Annotated in this window: 13 protein-coding genes and 1 rRNA gene; 6 read left to right on the forward strand and 8 right to left on the reverse strand. The window is 34.6% G+C overall.

Going from position 1 to position 13,776, the window contains the following annotated elements; all coding sequences use genetic code 11:
* The first annotated feature begins 14 nt into the window (after window positions 1-14).
* The 3 genes from rrf (at window position 15) to C8P70_RS10785 (ending at window position 999) form a co-directional block, all read left to right on the forward strand.
* A 5S ribosomal RNA gene (gene rrf, locus C8P70_RS10775) occupies window positions 15-124 on the forward strand.
* A gap of 73 nt (window positions 125-197) precedes the next feature.
* Window positions 198-626, forward strand: coding sequence for a hypothetical protein (locus C8P70_RS10780; protein ID WP_133713333.1), 429 nt, complete (start codon window positions 198-200; stop codon window positions 624-626).
* Window positions 627-717: 91 nt separating this feature from the next.
* Entirely contained in the window at window positions 718-999 is a 282-nt protein-coding gene (locus tag C8P70_RS10785; RefSeq protein ID WP_133713334.1) for a hypothetical protein, read from the forward strand.
* A 132-nt stretch (window positions 1,000-1,131) separates the two neighbouring features.
* On the opposite strand, the gene C8P70_RS10790 is transcribed toward C8P70_RS10785, so the two are convergent.
* The 8 genes from C8P70_RS10790 to thiL form a co-directional block, all read right to left on the reverse strand.
* Complete coding sequence (locus C8P70_RS10790) at window positions 1,132-2,379, reverse strand: MFS transporter (RefSeq protein ID WP_133713335.1); 1,248 nt, start codon at window positions 2,377-2,379, stop codon at window positions 1,132-1,134.
* Window positions 2,380-2,635: 256 nt separating this feature from the next.
* Window positions 2,636-3,604: an NAD-dependent epimerase/dehydratase family protein gene (locus C8P70_RS10795; RefSeq protein ID WP_133713336.1), complete on the reverse strand. Its 969-nt coding sequence runs from the start codon at window positions 3,602-3,604 to the stop codon at window positions 2,636-2,638.
* 23 nt (window positions 3,605-3,627) lie between these two features.
* Entirely contained in the window at window positions 3,628-4,428 is an 801-nt protein-coding gene (locus tag C8P70_RS10800; protein WP_133713337.1) for an SDR family NAD(P)-dependent oxidoreductase, read from the reverse strand.
* Between the two features lie 122 nt (window positions 4,429-4,550).
* Window positions 4,551-5,528 carry a helix-turn-helix domain-containing protein gene (locus tag C8P70_RS10805; protein ID WP_166666219.1) on the reverse strand — a complete coding sequence of 326 codons (978 nt, stop codon included), beginning with the start codon at window positions 5,526-5,528 and terminating at the stop codon, window positions 4,551-4,553.
* A 236-nt stretch (window positions 5,529-5,764) separates the two neighbouring features.
* A complete protein-coding gene (locus tag C8P70_RS10810; protein WP_133713339.1) occupies window positions 5,765-7,309 on the reverse strand; it encodes an acyl-CoA carboxylase subunit beta in 1,545 nt (514 codons plus the stop codon).
* A gap of 6 nt (window positions 7,310-7,315) precedes the next feature.
* On the reverse strand, window positions 7,316-8,755 hold the full coding sequence (gene accC / locus C8P70_RS10815; protein WP_133713340.1) for an acetyl-CoA carboxylase biotin carboxylase subunit: 1,440 nt from the start codon (window positions 8,753-8,755) through the stop codon (window positions 7,316-7,318).
* 3 nt (window positions 8,756-8,758) lie between these two features.
* Window positions 8,759-9,244, reverse strand: coding sequence for an acetyl-CoA carboxylase biotin carboxyl carrier protein subunit (locus C8P70_RS10820; protein ID WP_133713341.1), 486 nt, complete (start codon window positions 9,242-9,244; stop codon window positions 8,759-8,761).
* Window positions 9,245-9,369: 125 nt separating this feature from the next.
* Window positions 9,370-10,425, reverse strand: a complete 1,056-nt coding sequence (thiL, locus tag C8P70_RS10825) for a thiamine-phosphate kinase (RefSeq protein WP_133713342.1) — start codon at window positions 10,423-10,425, stop codon at window positions 9,370-9,372.
* 137 nt (window positions 10,426-10,562) lie between these two features.
* Here thiL and C8P70_RS10830 point away from each other — a divergent pair, with 137 nt between their 5' ends.
* The 3 genes from C8P70_RS10830 (at window position 10,563) to C8P70_RS10840 (ending at window position 13,630) form a co-directional block, all read left to right on the forward strand.
* The gene (locus C8P70_RS10830) at window positions 10,563-10,970 is read left to right on the forward strand and encodes an SPFH domain-containing protein (RefSeq protein WP_133713343.1); all 408 of its coding nucleotides are present in this window, start codon (window positions 10,563-10,565) and stop codon (window positions 10,968-10,970) included.
* Between the two features lie 216 nt (window positions 10,971-11,186).
* Complete coding sequence (locus C8P70_RS10835) at window positions 11,187-12,020, forward strand: hypothetical protein (RefSeq protein ID WP_133713344.1); 834 nt, start codon at window positions 11,187-11,189, stop codon at window positions 12,018-12,020.
* Between the two features lie 341 nt (window positions 12,021-12,361).
* Complete coding sequence (locus tag C8P70_RS10840; protein ID WP_133713345.1) at window positions 12,362-13,630, forward strand: C10 family peptidase; 1,269 nt, start codon at window positions 12,362-12,364, stop codon at window positions 13,628-13,630.
* Window positions 13,631-13,776: the final 146 nt, after the last annotated feature.

Consider the following 13,776-nt stretch of genomic DNA (forward strand, 5'->3'; position numbering starts at 1 on the left):
AGTAGCTGCCGAATCAGGGTGGTTATTGCGGCGGGGTCCACCTCTTTCCATTTCGAACAGAGCAGTTAAGCCCGCCAGCGCAGATGGTACTGCCGAAAGGTGGGAGAGTATGTCGCTGCCCTTCTTTTGAAAATCCCCTTCACATTAATGTGAAGGGGATTTTTTGTTTTATATTTGAAAACCTAAATGGTTTGGTTATGGCAAAGGCTTATAAATGGATTTATTTGGTTTCTTATATTTGCATTATTTCACTATCTCCTTTGATTGCGGGGATCTTAAAGCTTTTGTGGAATATTATGGGTTCTTTTAAGTCTTTTGCGGGAGTGAGTTTAAGTGATCTATGGGCAATAGTTTGGATTTATTCTTTTATGTTTTTTTTACTCTTTATAACTACGATAATAGCTTTTTTATTTTCTATTCCAGGATTATTGGTTTATATTTTTTCCTTTTATACTGTGGTTAAATGGGAAGTACCTCTTGTTTTGGCTAAAATTATTCTCATTCTCATCTCTTTAGTTAGTATTATTGTAACTTTTTATTTTGTAGAAGGAAGGCTTAATTATATAGGTCAGGTTTATTGCGGTGTCGCAATCGTTTCAGGATTATTTTTGAAATTGAAATATTAAACTTTGATGTCGTATAAAAATCCTTTTATGAGCAGAATCATAAATATTAGTGTTTAGCTGTGTTAACTTCGCATAAATAATTATGATGATTATGTTATACACTAGACTTTTAAATCAATTTAAAGAAGGATATTTGGGATATGGTACTTTGGGACTTTTGCTGCAAAGTTGTGTAGGGGGAGTTACCGCAATGTTTATTTTAAAGCAAGGCGGAGGAGATATACAAAAAATTGAATTGTTTTTAACAACTGCCCTTTGTATGACTTACAATGCTTCTTTTTTTGCAAACTTTAATAAAAAATTTATTTTTAATTTGCTGTTGTTTAGTATTGGTATAAACTGTCTGCTAATCATATTTTCGTCACTTATTTAAAAAGTCTTGGTAGGATAGTTTATTGTTATTTCTGTTTTTTTAAAGGAAGTACTTTTTGAAATAGGTGCGAGGTGTTTGGACGAAAAGGGGGAATTATGGTTCTCCCTTTTTTATGAAAAGCTGTTTGTATAATTACTTGTTTGTTTGAAAAGGATTTTTGTTGTGTACATATCGGTTAACTCCAGCCATCAGAAGCATAGAAAATATGACAAATACAGAAACAGTGTATCCTATTATGTCATAATGTTCTAATGGAGCTATTGATGTTTTTTGATAAACTATTATCCCAGCAAAAGTAGCGGCAATACCACCCGCAATTTGCTGTAATGAAGCTTGGATACTCATATAAGCACCACGATCTTTATTATCTGGTATGGCAGAAATCAGAGCCATAGAAGGTACCATTCGACATAAAACACCTACTGTTACCCCGATATTGAGCAGTAAAACTAACCAAAAAGGAATGGCAAACATGTTTGTGTAAACTATACAAAAACCGATGAGCCATAAACATCCGATACAAAACAGCTTAAACTTATTAATTTTATCGCTAAGTCTTCCTATAAAAGGCATTGTTATTAATGAAACTATACCTGCTACCATAAAAAGTATGGGAAGCTGTTCTGTTTTTACGCTTAAATTGTTTACGGCAAAAATGGTCGCATAGGGCATCATCATAAAGCCGCCTAAAGACAATAATGACGTCGTTAAAAAGCCTCGTTGATAGTTTCTGTTTTTTAAGGTATTAATAAAGTGTTTTATAATATTATGATTTTCTTTTTCAATAAGATGGTCTTGAACGGGTTTTAAGAAAAGAAGAATGAATATTAATATGCATAAAGCTAAAGTGGCAATAAAAAGAAATGGAGCCTCCCATCCCATGTGATTAGCAATATATAAACCAATAGGAATTCCTAATACCTGACTCGCTCCGAATCCCATCTGAACAAAGCCCATAACACGACCTCGTTTTTCCAAAATGAATAGATCGGTTATGATAGCCATGGAAATTGAACCGATTACGCCTCCAAACAAACCTGTAATGATTCGCGCTAATATAATAGAATTATAACTGTTTGCAATTCCACAAAAAACAGTTCCGACAATAAAGCCAAAATAAAAAAAGACAAGAAGTTTTTTCCGATCAAATTTATCAGCAAATCCGGCAGTTAATAATCCTGATATTCCGGCACTATAAGCATATGCAGAAACTATATTTCCAAAAGAGGAAGCATTAATATTCATTGATTTTACAAGTATGTCTCCTAACGGAGACATCACCATAAAATCGAGGATTATTGTAAATTGCGTAATGGCTAAGATAAAAATTACGAATTTTTCATAGCTTGTAAATGGAACTATTTGTTTTTTTTGAGACATAGAAATATTAGGAATGTAATAATTAAGTTTAAAAAAGGAATAAAGATAAGTTAAATCTTTTTAGGATTATACAATAGATTAAATTATCTATTTACAGACTTTATTAGAACGCTAATAAAGTATTCTGTTTTTTATGAATAATATATGTTAGATAAAATTACAATTGGGTATTTCAATTGTTTTTTTACTCTGTTTAAAATTAAAAGATTCATAAAAGCATTTTCCTCGCTTTACGACAGTGAATCTTTAAATAGGCTTACATACCTTTTTGATTAAAATAATGAAGAGCGTCCCGGATGGCTGTTTCCACCGGTTGGTATTCTATTCCCAACTCAGATCTTGATTTTTGATTTGAATAAAAGTTTTTTTCGTATAAGATCCTCATATTTGTACTGTTCAGAGATGTATTTATTTGCAATAAACGAACTAAATCTCCGAAGAAGCCAATGAATAATAGTATAAAATCGGGAACGGTAATTATTTTTGTTTTTTGCTGTGTTGTGTGATTAAACTTTTTAAAGAACTCTTTATACGTTAGATTCTCGTTGCATAGCAAATAATGCTCTTTGTCTTTTGCTTTGCTAAAAGCACTTATAATGGCTTTTGAAACGTCTTGTACATGCACAAAATTTTTACCTCCTTTAGGGCAGAATATCCATTTCTTTTTCCAAATCATAAATAAGATTTTTCCAGAACTTGGCTTATGATCATAAGCGCCTAACATAAAAGTCGGATGCAGAAATATAACTTCTGTTTCTTTGCTGTTGGTTTTGAGATATTGTTCTGCTTTTGATTTGCTTTGAGCGTAAAATGATTTGGTAAAAGGATACCGGAATGGTTTTAGTTCATTGCCCGGATTATCCTTGGTACCATGTGATAAGGTGTTAGCAGTTGAAACCATAATCATTCTTTTGACATGGCATTGCTGTGCGGTTTCAAAGATTGTTTTTGTGGCACAGAAGTTTATTTTATCATAATGCTTTGCGGAATGCAGATGCTGTCTTGTTTCTGCAGCAATATGAACGAGAATTGTACATTTTTTCAGATAGGGAGAGAGGTCATCAAACAGATTAGATTCTATCAAAAACAAATTATTGTATTGTTTGCCCTGATATTTGTTCTTTGCACGGACTAACGCATAAACATTGTAATTGTCTTGACATAACAATTCGATTAGATTGGTTCCTAAAAGGCTGTTCGCACCTGTAATAAATATATTATTCACCTGTTGTATGGATTAAATTCTGCTTATAACTGGCTCAATTCTCTTTTTATGGCTCTCGTCATTAGAGGAAGTTTTATAAAAATAGGAGTTATTTTCAGCAAAAGCCAACTAAAACCATTGACCATAATAACGCTGTCTTTTTTTAAAAGTTGTTTAAGAGCATATTGAGCGACTTTATCGGGATCAAGGAGAGTAAGTTTTCCTAATATCCCTTGTTTTTCTATGCGAGAAATAATTTCGGGATTAGTTTTCATCGCTCCGGGGTTTATAACACTTACAAACACATTGGTATCTTTTAATTCTTGATATAATCCTCTGGAGAAAGAATGTACAAAAGTTTTGGAAGCAGGATAAACAGTTTTATATCCCATTGGACTAAAAGCTGCCATGCTTGATACATTGAGCACATAAGCTTGATGTTGTTCCATCATATTGGGTAATAACTGATGTGTAAGTATGGAAATAGCCCTAATGTTTAATTGTATAATTTTATCCAGGTAATCTATATCTGCCTCTATAAATTTTTTGGTTCCGCCACTCCCTGCATTGTTAATCAGCATGCAAATAGAAAACTGAGAGTTAATCCATTTGGCAAGATTTAAAATGTTTTCTTTTTGTGTGAGGTCTGTCTCGTAACAGGCTGTTTTAACAGAATATTTAGCGGCTGTCTTTAAGGCTGATTCTTTTAAATTTTGTCCGGGAAGACTTACCATAATTATATTGAACCCTTGTTTGGCTAAAGCTTTAACAAAAGAAGCACCTAACCCTTGGCTTGCCCCCGTAACAACGGCGTAAGGTTTTCTGGAATCTGATAAAATTTGCATTTATTTTTTTTTCAAAAATACCGAGGTTATACAAGTCATTTGTTCTGTGTTATAAAGTAGGATCTATTTTATTATAACCTCCTGATTTATTGATGGAAATAAATTGGTAGAGGTGTTCTGTTTTATAATCTTGAACTTTTTTTTCTGAATTCAGTAGGGGTGAAACCAGTGATTTTTTTGAAAGTTGTATTAAAAGCAGTTTTTGAATTGAAACCAGCTTCAAAAGCAATTCCCAAAATAGACAAATGCAAATTGTCTTTATCGGTTAGTAACTGCTTGGCTTTTTCAACCCGGTATTTATTTATAAATTGAAAAAAATTTTCATTAAACCCTTGATTAATTACATAAGATAAATGGTGTGGCGTTAAATTTATCATTGTTGATAAGGTGATAAGGTTCAGCTCGCTGTTTAAATATGGTTTTTGGAGATCCATCAAGGTGGTGAGCTTGTTTTTCAGTTCTCTTAAATCTGAGTCGGTTATTAATTTTCTTTTTTCTCTCTCTTCTTCATCTGCGGAAGTATCAAGATTTAAAAGCTCGCTTCTTTCTGTTTGGCTTGAAGGGTATATTTCTTTTTGTTTTAAAGCGTGATAACCAGTATAAAAAACAATAAGTAAAAAAATGGAATTGATAAAAATATTGAGTTTATTTTCATTCCAAAAAATATTATATACCAAAGAAACAAAACTGATAACTAAAATACCCAGTATTATTTTTTTGAGCCAGATAAGATTAATCTCTGTCGACTCTGCCGAAAATTTCAGGATATTTTGCTGATGGCTGGTAATTATTAAAAAAGACTTGACTGTATAAACTATCCCTAAGAGCAACAAAAAGCTTATGATCAAAAAAGAATAAAAGGCAACCGATATCCAATTGTAATGTTTGAGTGATGTTAAGATCAGGTAAACTAATGGAATGAGTAACAGCAGTGACTTATTTTTAAACTGATAATCGGGGTTGGTGTAAAAAACAACGCTTACATAAAAAATGATAGGAATAAAAAGCTGGGCAAGAAGAAGATGGGAATAAGAAACATTAATATCTTCAATTAGTATAAAATCTAAGACATCATCCAGCCAAAATGTAGCCCAAATCATACAAAAAAGAGCAAACCAGTAATTTGCTTTTTTGTTCGCCCGAAAAGGATTTATAGCACATACTAAACTTAAAAAAACGAGTATCCCGAAAGATATAATGGATATAGTAAGGTTTGCATTGATTAAATCCATGAACAAAAAAAATCTGATTTTGAAGTATAAAAATAGAATAAAAAAGATTAAATGGTTTAGGAATGTATAAAAAAAACGTCCGCTATATGGCGGACGTTTGTAGATTATAAAGGAATATTCCCGTGTTTTCTTTTCGGTTGGTTTACTTCTTTGTTTTCTAACATTGAAAAAGCTTTGAGCAATTTCCGTCTGGTTTCATTGGGTAAAATAACTTCGTCTATAAAACCGCGTTGAGCAGCGCGATAAGGTGTGGCAAATTTTTCGGCATATTCAGCTTCTTTCTCTGCTAATTTAGCTGTTGGATCAGCTGATTCAGAAATCTCCTTTTTAAAGATGATTTCACTGGCTCCTTTTGCCCCCATTACTGCAATTTCTGCACTTGGCCAGGCAAAATTCATATCTGCACCAATGTGTTTGGAGTTCATTACGTCATAAGCACCTCCGTAAGCTTTACGGGTAATAACAGTAACTTTTGGCACGGTTGCCTCACTTAAAGCGTACAGTAATTTAGCTCCGTGCACAATGATTCCGTTCCACTCCTGATCTGTTCCTGGCAAAAAGCCCGGTACGTCTACCAAAACCAATAGCGGAATGTTGAAAGCGTCACAAAAACGAGTAAATCGGGCTGCCTTAATTGAACTGTTTACATCCAAACACCCTGCCAAAAACATAGGGTTATTCGCTACAATTCCGACACTTTTTCCACCAAGACGGGCAAAACCTACTACAATATTTTCTGCGTAGTCTTTGTGGATCTCAAAAAAGGAACCCTCGTCAATGATATGGTCAATCACAGTTTTCATATCATACGGTTTGGTCGAGCTTTCCGGAATAATGTCGTCAAGTTCAAACTTATATTCTTCTTTCGGCTGATAGGATATAGCGTGTGGCTTTTCGGTATTGTTTTGCGGTAAATATGACAGCAATTTTTTGATGTCTTCCAAACAAGCAACATCATTTGGCGATGTGGTGTGTGCCACTCCCGATTTGGTAGAGTGTGTACTCGCTCCCCCGAGTTCTTCTGAAGTTACTTCTTCGTTCGTTACGGTTTTTACTACGTTGGGTCCGGTTACAAACATATAGCTGGATCCTTCTACCATCATCGTAAAATCAGTCATTGCAGGAGAATATACTGCTCCGCCGGCACAAGGACCCATAATAGCAGAAATTTGAGGAATAACACCCGAAGCTTGGACGTTTCTGTAAAAAATGTCAGCATATCCGCCCAAAGAGCGAACACCTTCCTGAATACGGGCACCGCCAGAATCATTTAATCCGATCATTGGAGCCCCCATTTTTACAGCCATATCCATTACTTTGCATATTTTTTCGGCATGAGTTTCGGAAAGTGCTCCTCCAAAAACGGTAAAATCCTGTGCAAAAACATAGACTAATCTGCCGTTTATTGTTCCGTATCCGGTAACGACTCCGTCTCCATAATACACTTCTTTATCCATGTTAAAATCTGTAGTGCGGTGAGTTACCAACATACCTACTTCTTCAAAAGAGCCTTCGTCTAATAGATATTCTACGCGTTCCCGGGCTGTAAGTTTTCCCTTTGCGTGCTGAGTATCTATTCGTTTTTGTCCCCCACCCAGTTTAGCCTGAGCCTGAGTTTCTTGTAATTTTGATATTTTTGGATGATTCATGATGTTTTAATTTGGTAAGCGAAGTTGTTTTTGATCTTCTAAATACTTTTTCAAGGCGATAAAAGCAGCAATTTCAGCTTCGTCTTTGTATTGATCTTTAACCAGGTCGCTACTATAGTATTTTTTTACAAAGTTAGTGTCAAAATGTCCTTCTCTGAAAGCAGGGTGTTCCATAACAAATTTTCCGAAAGGAAGAGTTGTGCTAATTCCTTTTACTTTATAGTTTTGAATGGCTTTGATCATTACTTCGATAGCTTCTTCTCTTGTTTTGCCGTAGGTAATAAGTTTGGCGAGCATTGGATCATAATAAATAGGAACATCCATACCTTGCTCGATACCGTTGTCTACACGGATATTTTCTCCCTCCGGAAGCTGGTAAATTTCTAAATGTCCAACACTTGGCAAAAAGTCGTTTAAAGGGTCTTCTGCATAAATCCGAAGTTCCATGGCATGTCCCTTAATATGAAGATCGTCTTGCGCAAAAGGAAGTTTTTCTCCACGGGCAATGCGAATCTGCATTTCAACCAGATCTAAACCGGTTATAAGTTCTGTAACGGGATGCTCTACCTGCAGGCGAGTATTCATCTCCAAAAAGTAAAAGTTTAGATTTTCATCAATCAAAAACTCTACCGTTCCGGCACCTAAATAATTGCATGAGGCAGCTACTTGCACCGCAGCTTCTCCCATCTTTTTACGAATTTCCGGCGTTAAAACAGAGGAAGGAGCTTCTTCTACTACTTTTTGATGGCGGCGCTGTATACTGCACTCACGTTCAAAAAGGTAAACAATATTGCCATGTGTATCTGCTAAAACCTGGATTTCGATATGACGAGGCGAACCAATATACTTTTCAATAAAAACAGAACCATCGCCAAAGGCGGAAGTAGCCTCTGAAATAGCACGCTGCATCTGCGATTCAAAATCTGCTTCTTTTTCTACGATGCGCATCCCTTTTCCGCCACCGCCGGCAGATGCTTTTATCAAAATAGGAAAGCCTATTTGCTTGGCTACCTGTTTTGCTTTTTCCACATCTGTAATGGCTTCATCCAAGCCTGGAACCATAGGAATGTCATACGCCTTTACAGTTTCTTTTGCTGCAAGTTTGCTTCCCATTACTTCGATGGCATGCGATTTAGGTCCGATAAAGGTTATGCCGTTTTTTTCGCAGGCGGTAGCGAAATTTGCGTTTTCGCTTAAAAATCCGTACCCCGGATGAATGCCGTCTACGTTAAGACTTTTGGCAGTTTCAATAATTTTATCTCCCAAAAGGTAAGATTGATTAGATGGAGCTTCTCCTATGCAAACGGCTTCGTCTGCCATTTTTACGTGAGGAGCCAATCGGTCTGCGGTTGAATATACCGCAACGGTTTTGATTCCCATTTTCTTTGCCGTTTTCATAATTCTGACGGCAATTTCGCCACGATTGGCAACTAATATTTTTTTCATCGTTTATTCAAATTCAATTAGCACTAATCCTTTGTCTACTGTATCACCTTTGTTTACGTGGATAGATTTGATTTTTCCTGCACGCGGTGATACCAGATTGTTCTCCATTTTCATAGCTTCTAAAATCAGCAAATTGTCATTTTCTACAACTTCCTGGCCCTCTGAAACGTGGATGTCTAAAATAAGACCTGGCATAGGTGCCTTTATAGAGTTAACTTGTTTGGAGGAGTTTAGTGAAAAACCAAGCTGATTAATCAGTTTATCCAATTCGGTTTGGATATCGACAGTGTATGTATTGCCGTTTACTGAAACTTCATAAGCTTTGTCGTTGAATTGTTCTGAGATAATTTTTATGTCGTATGACTGATTGTTTTTGAGAACGTGATAGGTATTTGTACCTGTTTCCGCTGCATTTATATTTTCGTGCATGAGGTCTTCACTTTCAAAAACAGCATCGCCGTTTACTTTTAGCTGATACGTTTTATTCATTTTAAATGATTTGTTTTTGAAGGGTAAATATACTTATTTACAAGGGATAAAAACAAGTAAACAGTTGTTTTTAACGGTAGTCTAAAAGAAAAAGCATTGTTCTTCTCAGGACAATGCTTTAAAAATCAGTCTTCATTATTTTGAAGAGTGTTCCATCCTCTGGCTTTAAGCGGAATTTTGGTATTTGCTCTTGTAATAAGATGAACTCCTTCGGCTTCGGGAGTAATATGTCCGATAATGGTGAAATTAGGATTGCCTTTTATCTTTTCATAATCTTCCATTTTTATGGTAAAAAGCAATTCGTAATCTTCTCCGCCATTAATAGCAATTGTTGTTGAGTCTATATTAAATTCTTCGCAGGTATTGATAAATTGCGGATCAAGCGGGATTTTTTCTTCATATAAGTTACAGCCTACTTTTGACTGTTTGCAAATATGCATGATTTCGGAAGATAATCCATCAGAAACATCTATCATTGCTGTGGGTTTTACTTCTAAATCAGCCAATAGTTTTTTGATATCTGTTCGCGCTTCCGGTTTGAGCTGTCGCTCAATAATATAGTCGTATGGAGTTAAATCGGGCTGACTGTTCGGATTTACCAAATATACCTGCTTTTCTCTTTCCAGGACTTGGAGCCCCATATATGCGCTTCCTACGTCACCGGTTACAACTAACAGGTCTTTGTCCTGAGCGCCGCTGCGGTAAACAATTTCACTTTCATCGGTCTGACCAACTGCTGTAACGCTGATGATTAATCCTTTTTGAGAGGAAGTAGTGTCTCCCCCAATTAAATCTACTTTGTAATAGCTACAAGCTAAAGCAATTCCTTCATATAATTCTTCCAGTGCTTCCAGTGGAAACCGATTAGAAATCGCAATGGAAACGGTAACTTGTGTAGGAACGGCGTTCATTGCGCAAATATCAGACAGGTTTACAACTATAGCTTTGTAGCCTAAGTGCTTTAAAGGCATATATGCCAAATCAAAGTGAACACCTTCAACTAATAAATCGGTAGAAACTAGTGTTTTTTTATCATTAAAAGAAAGGACTGCGGCGTCATCGCCAATACCTTTTACTGTAGAAGGTTGTTGAATAGAAAAGTTATGAGTTAGGTGTTCTATCAAACCAAATTCTCCTAATTGGCTTAAATCTGTTTTGGATTGATTTTTATTTTCGATCATATTTTATCCGATTCATTTTAAACCTGCAAAGTTAAGAAGAAACATTGGCATAGATTGTTTTTCTATTGCAATATGTTGTGAGGTTATTTCGGAGACGTTTAAAAAATATATATCTTAGGAGGGTTAAAAATTTTACAATGAAAAATAAAAAACTACTTATTGGATTATTGTTAGTAGCATTTTCAACAACATCGTGTTGGGAATTTAACAGACAGCAAAAAATGAAAAATGCAGAAGCTAACGGAAAAGCAACGTTGTTGGAAGCGGAAAATAGTAAAAAAGCGATGATAGAAACTGCCAAAGCTGAAAATGAATCGGCAACTTTGCAGGCAGAAGCTAAAATAAAGATTGCCAAAGCAGAAGCTCAGGCAGAAATTGAACGCGCTAAAGGAGTAGCTGAAGCAAACCGAATAATAGGAGAAAGCATGAAAGGAAATAAAGAATATCTGGAGTACTTAAAGATAGATGCTATCCGAAACAGTACTGGTTCTAAGGTCTATGTTCCCACAGAAGCTCAGCTTCCGATAACTGAAGCTAAAAAATAGAAAAATAAAAAATTAAACCACTTTATTAGAGTGGTTTAATTGGTTTTTAAGTAAGATTACAAAAGTTAGGGTTCATTTTTAGTGTTTCCTCGTCAAGGGTGAAAAGTGATAGTACGCACTATAATCTTTAAAAGTGTCGTTTTTTTCCTATATAAAGTAAATCGGGGTATTTACTTTTACCGTACAGTAAAAACGTTGAACTTAAATCTTACTAAAATGAAAAATATAATATTCTTTTTTGCAGCAGTCATGCTAGTCGCTTCTTGCAGTAGTTCGGACAACAATCCAGATCCAAATCCATCAGGACCTCCAAATCCGCCTTCACCGCCTTCGGTAGAAGCTAAAGTATTGCCTTCAAAAGTAGTTATGGAAACTGAAAAAAATGGCGTTGTAACGTACACAATCAGCTATGTTTCGGATACGCAAAAAATAAATAAAATAACCATAACAGGAACAGATAGAAACAACGAAGAACGCTACATTTACAAAGGCGATTTGATTGATAAAATAGAATATGGTTCTAATGGTGATTTTGTTCAATATGAATATGAAAATAGTATGCTTGTCAGGGAGATTGCTTACCGCCAAAATCAACAAAATGACAAAACAGAATATAAATATCTTACTAATCAGTCAGTAGAGAAAAAACAATACGAACGTAAAGACGGAGCATGGGTGCTTAGCGGCGAAATGTTGTTTAATTTTGATAGCAATGGTAATTTAGTAAAGGGTGAAGCAGATTTTGGAAGTGAAGGTAATGTAGAGCTTACAGCAACTTATGATAATAAAAGTACGTCAGTTGTAAATATAGAAGGCTGGACACAAATACATTTTACGGGAGGTATCCCATTGGGAGATAATATTGATTTTGTGGATATCGTAGGCAGAAGAAACAATCCGGTTCAAATATCTGCAGTTACACATGAAGGAGATATAGATATTGCCTATACCTATGAATTTAAAGATGAGAAAAAACCAAAATTCCCTACAAAAGCCATCGGGAAATTAAATAATCAGATTTTATTTACGGCAGAAATTAGTTATCAATAAAAAATTAAGACTTTTTTATTTTAACCCTCGTTACTCTCTTTTTTAAGGAGCAACGAGGGTTCTTTCGCTAACTTTGCTAAAATTATTTTCCACAATTCATTAATTACACTTAAAAAGATGTTTTTTAGGGAAAATATTGCAAAAAATTTTTACGTATTAGTAGCAACTTTCGACTATCGCAAAATCGGAACATCTGACAGTGATAAAGAAATATTTTAAAAATGATATTTACCTTTTTGTTTTTCCGTTATTAATTATAAAACAGCATGATGTATATGTGCTGAAAAATCCAAGCTATATTAAATAGGTTTCAAAGATTATATAATTAAAGATGTTCAAAGATGAAAAAAATTAAATGGCTTTTTGTGGTTGTAATATCGTTATTTATTACTTCCTGCTCTTTGGAAAAAGAAAAAGAGTTAGATGATAGTTTTCAAAATGTACTATCATCTGTAGATACAGATTATTTTGTTAATTATGAAGAAGTTGGGTTAATAGCAAATAGCTTCTCTTCAAAAGAAACAGTAGAAATGGGATTTAAAGACAAGGTATTAAAAGAAATAATTCCCATTAAAGACGAGGAGGACAAAGTAATCTTTTACATTAGCAATTATCACGAAGGAGGCTTTTTTATTTTAGCAGCTGATAAGCGTTCAATACCTGTTTTAGCGTATTCTTTTGATAATAATTTTTCACTGGATGAAGAAATAGGATTTCCCCACGGGCTTATTGATTGGTTGCAATTTGCAAAAGAGCAAATTCAAGAAATACGAACTAAAAATTTAGAACAACCAATAGAATTTATTGAATATTGGGATGTTACAAAAGCGGGGGTTCTTAATCCTACAGCTTTTGTATCATCACCATGTAATCAAATACCGACAAATACAGTTTTTAAAGCACCTTTGTTAACTACAGCCTGGCATCAGAGGGCTAGTTTTAATGACTTTATGCCATTAGCTGTACCTCAATATTGTAGCAATATTGGAACCTCAAACAATCGTTTTTATGCGGGTTGTGTTCCTATTGCAATAGCACAAGTAATGCGCTATCATCAATACCCGGCAAATTTTGATTATAATGCGATGGATGATCTAGTTGGAACATATGCTTCAAAGTCTCTAATTAATGATATACATCACAAAATTTACTATTTTTATGATAAATTCAATCCTTTTTTTACAATAAGACCTTTAAAGTATAGGTGTGAATCAACAGGAGTGAGTTCTGACTTTCCGGTGCATTCACTTTTAAAGTTAAATTATAGATATTCTACAGCAAACACTATGAGTAGTGCTTTTATAATTGAACCTCTAATGTTGAATGATATTTTACAAAACAGACCTGTTATTTTAAGTGGAGGAAGAGCAAAAGGCTGGTGGATATTTAAACAGAAAACAGATGGACATATGTGGGTTGCTGATGGGGTGGATAAAACCACATTTTGTATAAAAATTTTTGGAAAACCAACAGCGTTTACTGTATTAAGATATAATATGAACTGGGGATGGGGAGGACTTGATAACGCATTTTACAGTTATGGAAATTTTAATCCGGGTTCTGCCAGCTATAATTATCAAGTGGAATTAGTTTATAATATAAAACCATAAATAATGATAATATGAAAAATAGTTTAATTATATCGGCTATTATAGTTCTTCTGATAATTTGTTTTGTCAGATGCAGCAACTCGGATAATTCACCAACAGATGAAACTGTAATCTCTTTATTTACAGATTTTAAAATTATGAATAAC

The sequence above is a fragment of the Myroides indicus genome, assembly GCF_004364575.1.
GTDB classification, from domain to species: Bacteria; Bacteroidota; Bacteroidia; order Flavobacteriales; family Flavobacteriaceae; genus Flavobacterium; species Flavobacterium indicum_A.